Genomic DNA, 7,291 nt, shown 5'->3' with positions numbered 1-7,291 from the left:
AAAAGGCATACTGCTGATGTTTACTACGCCCTCCAGCATCTTGAAAGTGTCCAACAAACTGAATTAGAAAGTATGTAATGTAAAACAAACTCTCTTTTAAATTAGAGAGTTTTTCTTTTTTCTATAATGGTAACAATGAATGTAGCCCTGCAAAGTAAGGAGGAATAAGAGTTTGAAATCCCGTCCAAATTTAGTAGATACATTTCGTGATTCCATTATTTTTCGTTTAGTTTGCTTTATTGTTGTACTTACTGCTTTTTCTGGCTTCCTTATACATAGATTAGAGCCATCGCACTTCACCACATGGTTTGATGGAGTTTGGTGGTCAATCGTTACCATTTTCACCGTTGGCTATGGTGACTTTGCCCCGCATACACTAATAGGCAAACTTATCGGTATGGGTATTATTTTATTTGGAACCGGTTTTTGTTCTTATTATATGGTTCTGTTCGCCACTGATATGATTAATAAACAATATATGAAAATTAAAGGAGAAGAAGCAGCTACCTCTAACGGTCATATGATTATCGTGGGTTGGAATGAACGGGCAAAACATGTTGTAAAACAAATGCACATCTTACAACCGAACCTTGATATCGTTTTAATTGATGAAACACTTTCTTTACTTCCAAAACCATTTCATCATTTAGAATTTATAAAGGGTTGCCCGCATCACGATCAAACTTTATTAAAAGCTAATATTACAACGGCTCACACTATATTAATAACAGCTGATAAAGAAAAAAATGAAAGCTTAGCAGATACACAGTCCATTTTAAATATTTTAACTGCAAAAGGTCTTAATCCAAACATTCACTGCATCGCTGAACTTCTTACTTCTGAACAAATACAAAATGCAACTAGAGCTGGTGTATCAGAAATTATAGAAGGAAATAAATTAACGAGCTACGTATTTACCGCTTCTCTTTTATTCCCTTCCATTTCAGGCGTACTATTCTCACTTTACGATGAAATCTCTGATAACAAATTTCAACTGATGGAGCTTTATCCTTCCTGCACTGGACAAACTTTTGCAAATTGTAGCTATACTCTTTTAAAGCAAAATATTCTCTTACTAGGTATAAAACGCGACGAACAATATATGATTAATCCAGTCCATTCCTTTGTTCTCATTGAAAGCGACATACTCATTGTTATTCACCATTAAGAAAATGTTTTTCTAGTTCCTGCATGAGCACTTTCCCAATATTGATATATTTTCTTTTCACATCTCCATCTGGATCTTTCGGCTCAGCAAATTGATCCATTCCACTCGTTCCAGCCGTTAAAGTATTTACGTGATCATCTAGTTCGTCTTGATATACGTGCGAAAGAATATAAGGCGTTCCAAGACGGACTATTACACCAGGCACATCTAATTCGCCATTCACTGCTGTAAATGGCACTCGCAGAAATTGATATCCATCTTCTTCATCGATTTTGTAATCAAAGCATCCTTTATCGTAATCCCAATTGCCACCAATATTATACCCAAGTGGCTTCATTATCTCTTCTAACTTATATAACGCATATGTACGTCCTTCTAAATTTGATTGAATCGGAATCAAGCCCATCCCTCCTAGACTTTTTCTTTAGCATACCCACTCTAGTTTGAATATACCGATGGACTTTTCGATAAAATAATAAAAAGCGACCGGATTCCGGTCGCTTTTTATTATTTTAAACGCTCTTCTAATTCTGCTTTTAACTCTTCAAATCCTGGTTTACCAAGTAAAGCAAACATGTTTTTCTTGTATGCTTCTACTCCTGGTTGGTCAAATGGATTTACGCCTAATAAGTAGCCGCTCATCGCACATGCTTTTTCGAAGAAGTATACAAGGTAACCGAATGTGTACTCATTTAATTCAGGGATATTTACGATTAAGTTTGGTACGCCACCATCGCTATGCGCAAGTAATGTACCTTCATATGCTTTCGTGTTTACGAAGTCTACAGTTTCACCAGCAAGGTAGTTTAATCCATCTAAATCGTTTTCTTCTGATTCGATTGTTAGTTCATGTGTAGATTTACCTACTTTCAGAACTGTTTCGAATAAGTCACGACGACCTTCTTGAACGTATTGACCTAATGAGTGTAAGTCAGTTGAGAAGTTTGCTGAAGATGGGAAAATACCTTTTTGATCTTTTCCTTCACTTTCGCCAAATAACTGTTTCCACCATTCAGAGAAGTATTGAAGTGCTGGCTCATAGTTAACAAGCATTTCAATTGTTTTTCCTTTATTGTATAAAGCGTTACGAACTACTGCGTATTGGTAAGCTGGGTTTTCTTCTAGTTCTGATGCACCGAAGTCATCATGACCAGCAGCTGCACCTTTCATCATCTCTTCAATATTTAAGCCACTTACTGCGATTGGTAATAAACCAACTGGCGTTAATACAGAGAAACGTCCTCCAACATCATCTGGAATAACGAATGTTTCGTAACCTTCGTTATCAGCTAACGTTTTTAATGCACCACGTGCTTTATCTGTCGTTGCATAAATACGTTTACGGGCTTCTTCTTTTCCATACTTTTCTTCTAATAACTTACGGAAAATACGGAATGCTAGTGCCGGCTCTGTTGTTGTACCTGATTTGGAAATAACGTTAATAGAGAAGTCTTTACCTTCTAATACGTCCATTAAATCTTTCATGTAAGTGGAGCTAATGTTTTGTCCAACAAATAGCACTTGTGGAGTTTTACGTTGTTCTTTAGATAGCGTGTTGTAGAAAGAATGGTTTAACATTTCGATTGCTGCACGTGCTCCTAGGTAAGAACCACCGATACCTACAACAAGTAAAATGTCAGAGTCATTTTTAATTTTTTCTGCGCATTTTTGAATGCGAGCAAATTCTTCTTTGTCATATTGAAGCGGAAGGTCTACCCACCCAAGGAAATCGTTCCCAGCTCCAGTTTTTTCGTGGATTGCATGATGTGTTACTTTCACTGCATCACGTAAATAAGTGATTTCATGTTCACCGATGAAGGATAACGCTTTAGAATAGTCGAACGTTACATGTGTACTCATCTTTTTCCCTCCAATAATGTATATGTATTTCTGTATTCACTTTAGCGAAACTGAAGTTGTAAATCAAGCGATTCAACCATTGTAAACGTAACCAATATATATTTTTTAGAAAAAGTTCATTTTTTGCATAAAAATTCGCATTTTTCGGTATAGATGTATATACATCCTTTTTCTTATATTTTTTATGTATAAAAACAACATAACTACGCCATTCTATAAAGGAGTTAATTAACTCATCGCTTGCTCATGCTTCACAATTAAGGGGGGCTTTTTCATGAGTACTCTGCAACGTATCGCATTAGTCTTTACTGTAATTGGCGCTGTGAACTGGGGACTAATCGGGTTCTTCCAGTTTGACTTAGTGGCAGCCATTTTCGGTGGACAAAATTCAGCTCTTTCCCGTATTATTTACGGCATCGTTGGTATTTCTGGGCTTATCAATCTTGGTTTACTCTTTAAACCATCAGAAAATCTTGGCACTCACCCAGAAACGAACGAAATTCGCTAGTCAGTATGTCCTTACTTCACCTCCGACATACGAATATGATTGCATGCAATCATATTTGCAAATATATATCATAAGATAAAGTAAAAGAGGAACGCTCATATGCGCTCCTCTTTTACTTTGTTAACTCGGACTCTTCAATCCATTCGGTTAGCTTTTCTCGCAGCGTATTAAATCCGTTCTCAGATGGATTCGGTATAAGAATCCGCCCTTGTTTTCTTCTCGCCGCTTTTAACGATAAACTCATTTTTCTGTGTTCTTCATCAATTGAAAGTACTTTTACTTCTACTGTATCGCCGATTTTTAAAAAGTCATGAATATCCTTTACATATCCATTTGTAATTTCAGATATATGCACAAGCCCTTGTGTTTCTGCATCTAACGCTACAAATGCTCCGTAATCTTGAATCCCAGTCACTTTCCCTGTTACAACCACTCCAGTTGTATATTGTTCTGACATATGAAACACTCCCATACGTTTACCATTTTCTCTACAATTGTAGATAGCAAAGCAGATGATTTATTGTTAAATATCCGATTAGTTAGTATGTACCCTAAGTAAAGCTACTCAGGATACGCATACCTTATATCGGTAAATTATACCACTATGACAGAACTCATTCAAAATTAATGAAAAATTTCCTAGAGTACGTATAATTTTCTAATATTGGGATAGAATACTAACACATGGCTTTCTAGTATTCCCCCCCTTTTATGGACAAAACGTATTATGTTTTGTCCTTTTTTTATTTTCTATAAACCGTTCCATTCTCTTCATTGCTTCCATAAGTTGTTCAAGCGATGTTGCATACGAGCAACGAATAAATCCTTCACCACTTTCGCCAAATACACTTCCAGGTACAACAGCCACCTTTTCTTCTAATAATAACCGTTCTGCAAATTCTGCCGAAGATAGTCCCGTTGAAGAAATAGAAGGAAAGACATAAAATGCTCCGCCCGGCACATGACACGTTAAACCCATTTCATTAAACGATGTCGTCATAAAATTACGGCGTTTCTTATAACTATCTCTCATCCGAATTACTTCATCATTCCCCGCGCGTAACGCTTCAAGTGCTGCGAACTGAGACATTGTCGGTGCACACATCATGGAATATTGATGAATTTTGAGCATTAATTCCGAAAATTGAACAGGAGCTGCAATCATACCGAGACGCCATCCTGTCATCGCAAACCCTTTTGAAAATCCCGAAATTAAAATTGTATGCTCGCGCATATTTTTAATACTCGCGAAACTTGTATATACTTCGTCGTATACAAGCTCTGCATAAATTTCATCAGATAATACGATTAAATTGTACTTTTCAACAATCACTGCTATTTCTTCAAGCTCGGATTTATTTAACATTGCACCTGTTGGGTTATTTGGTGAACAAAGCAAAATTGCCTTTGTTTTCGCTGTAATAGCTGCTTCAATTTGTTCTGGTTGTACTTTAAACTCTTTTTCTAAAGTCGTTGCCACAGGAACCGGAACTCCTCCAGTTAATGTCACAAGCGGTGCATAAGAAACGAAACTTGGTTCAATAATGAGTACTTCATCATCAGGATTTATAATGGCGCGCATCGCTACATCTAACGCCTGACTCGCTCCAACTGTAACAATGATTTCATCGTTCGGATCATAAGATACTGCAAATTGTTTTTTTAGATACTTTGCTATTTCTTGACGAAGTTCCAATAATCCTGCATTTGCTGTATATGACGTATATCCTTGTTCTAAAGAACGGATGCATGCTTGCCTTACATTCCAAGGTGTAACAAAGTCAGGCTCTCCTACTCCAAGAGAAATAACACCTTTCATATTTGCTGCTAAATCGAAAAACTTTCGAATACCAGATGGTTGTAAAGATTCTGCCGTTCTAGATAGTTCAAATTGCTTCATGGTGTCACCAAAATGCGCTTATCATCATCGTTTTTTTCGTAAATAATTCCCTCATGTTTATACTTTTTCAAAATGAAATGCGTTGTTGTAGAAACGACAGATTCAATTGTTGCTAATTTCTCAGAAACAAACATCGCTACTTCTCCCATTGTCTTTCCTTCTAATGTAATAGAAAGATCGTATGTCCCTGACATTAAATACACAGATTTCACTTCTGAATAACGATAAATTTGTTCAGCAACCGCATCGAACCCAACGCCGCGCTTTGGCGTAACTTTCACATCGATCATCGCCGTTAAACCTGTATGTTCTTTTACCTTCGTCCAATCGATATGCGTTACATAATCCACAATAATCTTTTCCGCTTCTAATTTTTCAACCATCTTCTTTACTTCTTTTACTTCTATATTTAACAGCTTCGCTAATGTATCTACAGATAATCGACTACTTTTTTCAAGACAAGCTAATAATTCTAATTCCTTTTCTGTCACCATATAAATCATCCTTCCTTTTCGGTTGTGTCTAAATTATACAAATACCCTTTCCAGTTTGAAAAGAAGATTTTTTTAGTGAATTATGTCAAAATAAAGTGAAACTTTAATCAGCGGAATGCTTCACCCCGCTGATTATTAGTTGAACCAATCGGGCTTTTACGAGCAGTTGATCTCCCACCTCACTTCTTTGCCTCAGCCGTCTTTTTAGGTGGGAGTCTTACTGCTCGTTAAAGCGGGGTAAAGTGAAACTTTAATCAGCGGGAAATGCGTGATAAAGCGAAAGGGGATGGAACCGTGAAACCAAAAGTTTATATTGCTGAACCAGTTCCAACATTTGTAGAAAACTATTTATCAGAACACTGTGATTATGAAAAATGGGAGCAAAATGAGAAGGTACCTCGTGATGTCCTATTGGAGAAAATACAAGATAAAGATGGCTTATTAAATTTCGGATCTGCTATTAATGAAGAATTATTAAATGTAGCTCCTAACTTAAAAGTAGTAAGCAACATTTCTGTCGGTTACGATAATTTTGATTTACAAGCGATGGAAAAGCGAAATGTAATCGGAACGAATACACCATATGTATTAGATGATACAGTAGCGGACCTTGTTTTCGCTCTTATGTTATCTGCTGGTCGCCGCGTTTGCGAACTCGACTCCTACGTAAAAAATGGTGAATGGAATGCCGAAATTGGAAAAGAGCACTTCGGGCTGGATGTACACCATAGTACAATCGGTATTATCGGAATGGGGCGAATTGGAGAAGCCGTTGCAAAACGAGCGAAATTCGGATTTGATATGAATGTTCTGTATTATAACCGTCGCCGTAAAGAAGAAGCTGAACAAAAATTCGATGCTACATATTGTGATTTACAGACGTTACTCAAACAATCTGATTTTATTGTTCTTCTTACTCCATTAACAGATGAAACGTATCATCTTATCGGAGAAAAGGAATTTTCATTAATGAAAGAAACAGCAATCCTCATTAATGCCTCTCGCGGAAAAACAGTAGATGAAGAAGCGTTAATCCAAGCGTTAACAGAAAAGAAAATCTTTGCAGCAGGCATTGATACGTTTACACAAGAGCCGATTCAAAAAGATAATCCGCTCTTATCATTACAAAATGTCGTGACTTTACCGCATATTGGATCTGCAACGTTAAAAACTAGGCAGCAAATGGCTATGACAGCCGCTGAAAATTTAGTTGCAGTGTTACAAGGAAAAACACCGCCTAATATTGTTCGCGGGTAATGATGAATAAACGAAAGGCAAGATGACATCGTCATCTTGCCTTTTTTTGTTAACATATTTTTTTCTGCCTTGGAGATGATATGAACAAAAATCAATGGAGTGAC

At 36.8% G+C, this 7,291-nt stretch carries 9 protein-coding genes (1 of these 9 cut by a window edge); 4 read left to right on the top strand and 5 right to left on the bottom strand.

Annotated elements, in window-relative coordinates:
* Positions 1–78, top strand: partial view of an MgtC/SapB family protein gene (locus ACUN0F_RS08375; RefSeq protein WP_000384160.1) — the 3' end only. The gene continues 603 nt to the left of window position 1, outside the view; only the last 78 of its 681 coding nucleotides appear in the window; its start codon lies off the left edge, out of view; it ends in the stop codon at positions 76–78.
* A 94-nt stretch (positions 79–172) separates the two neighbouring features.
* Positions 173–1,168, top strand: a complete 996-nt coding sequence (locus ACUN0F_RS08370) for a potassium channel family protein (protein ID WP_046953603.1) — start codon at positions 173–175, stop codon at positions 1,166–1,168.
* Here ACUN0F_RS08370 and ACUN0F_RS08365 read toward each other — a convergent pair.
* On the bottom strand, positions 1,155–1,568 hold the full coding sequence (locus tag ACUN0F_RS08365) for a YugN-like family protein (protein ID WP_000612330.1): 414 nt from the start codon (positions 1,566–1,568) through the stop codon (positions 1,155–1,157). The two genes, ACUN0F_RS08370 and ACUN0F_RS08365, sit on opposite strands and share 14 nt — an antisense overlap.
* 107 nt (positions 1,569–1,675) lie before the next feature.
* Positions 1,676–3,028 carry a glucose-6-phosphate isomerase gene (locus tag ACUN0F_RS08360; RefSeq protein WP_088080754.1) on the bottom strand — a complete coding sequence of 451 codons (1,353 nt, stop codon included), beginning with the start codon at positions 3,026–3,028 and terminating at the stop codon, positions 1,676–1,678.
* Between the two features lie 274 nt (positions 3,029–3,302).
* On the opposite strand from ACUN0F_RS08360, the gene ACUN0F_RS08355 reads away from it, so the two are divergent.
* The gene (locus ACUN0F_RS08355; protein ID WP_000105789.1) at positions 3,303–3,536 is read left to right on the top strand and encodes a DUF378 domain-containing protein; all 234 of its coding nucleotides are present in this window, start codon (positions 3,303–3,305) and stop codon (positions 3,534–3,536) included.
* Positions 3,537–3,648: 112 nt separating this feature from the next.
* Here ACUN0F_RS08355 and yugI read toward each other — a convergent pair whose 3' ends face one another.
* From yugI to ACUN0F_RS08340, 3 genes are all read right to left on the bottom strand, one after another.
* The gene (gene yugI / locus ACUN0F_RS08350) at positions 3,649–3,993 is read right to left on the bottom strand and encodes a S1 domain-containing post-transcriptional regulator GSP13 (RefSeq protein ID WP_000003761.1); all 345 of its coding nucleotides are present in this window, start codon (positions 3,991–3,993) and stop codon (positions 3,649–3,651) included.
* Positions 3,994–4,245: 252 nt separating this feature from the next.
* Positions 4,246–5,436, bottom strand: a complete 1,191-nt coding sequence (locus ACUN0F_RS08345; protein WP_445539359.1) for an aminotransferase — start codon at positions 5,434–5,436, stop codon at positions 4,246–4,248.
* Positions 5,433–5,930: an Lrp/AsnC family transcriptional regulator gene (locus ACUN0F_RS08340; RefSeq protein WP_445539358.1), complete on the bottom strand. Its 498-nt coding sequence runs from the start codon at positions 5,928–5,930 to the stop codon at positions 5,433–5,435. Before ACUN0F_RS08340 ends, ACUN0F_RS08345 begins: the two co-directional genes overlap by 4 nt.
* A gap of 264 nt (positions 5,931–6,194) precedes the next feature.
* On the opposite strand from ACUN0F_RS08340, the gene ACUN0F_RS08335 reads away from it, so the two are divergent.
* Positions 6,195–7,187: a 2-hydroxyacid dehydrogenase gene (locus ACUN0F_RS08335; protein WP_264463223.1), complete on the top strand. Its 993-nt coding sequence runs from the start codon at positions 6,195–6,197 to the stop codon at positions 7,185–7,187.
* Positions 7,188–7,291: the final 104 nt, after the last annotated feature.

This window comes from Bacillus sp. 1A (assembly GCF_052682215.1).
The sequence above is the reverse complement of the archived record's forward strand: the minus strand, read 5'-3'. Positions and strand labels throughout refer to the sequence as shown.

Bases quoted from the DNA above. Each gene is read 5' to 3' on its own strand.
- ACUN0F_RS08360 (WP_088080754.1), bottom strand. From the start codon at position 3,028: ATGAGTACACATGTAACGTTCGACTATTCTAAAGCGTTATCCTTCATC.
- ACUN0F_RS08355 (WP_000105789.1), top strand. From the start codon at position 3,303: ATGAGTACTCTGCAACGTATCGCATTAGTCTTTACTGTAATTGGCGCT.
- yugI (WP_000003761.1), bottom strand. From the start codon at position 3,993: ATGTCAGAACAATATACAACTGGAGTGGTTGTAACAGGGAAAGTGACT.
- ACUN0F_RS08345 (WP_445539359.1), bottom strand. From the start codon at position 5,436: ATGAAGCAATTTGAACTATCTAGAACGGCAGAATCTTTACAACCATCT.
- ACUN0F_RS08340 (WP_445539358.1), bottom strand. From the start codon at position 5,930: ATGGTGACAGAAAAGGAATTAGAATTATTAGCTTGTCTTGAAAAAAGT.
- ACUN0F_RS08335 (WP_264463223.1), top strand. From the start codon at position 6,195: ATGCGTGATAAAGCGAAAGGGGATGGAACCGTGAAACCAAAAGTTTAT.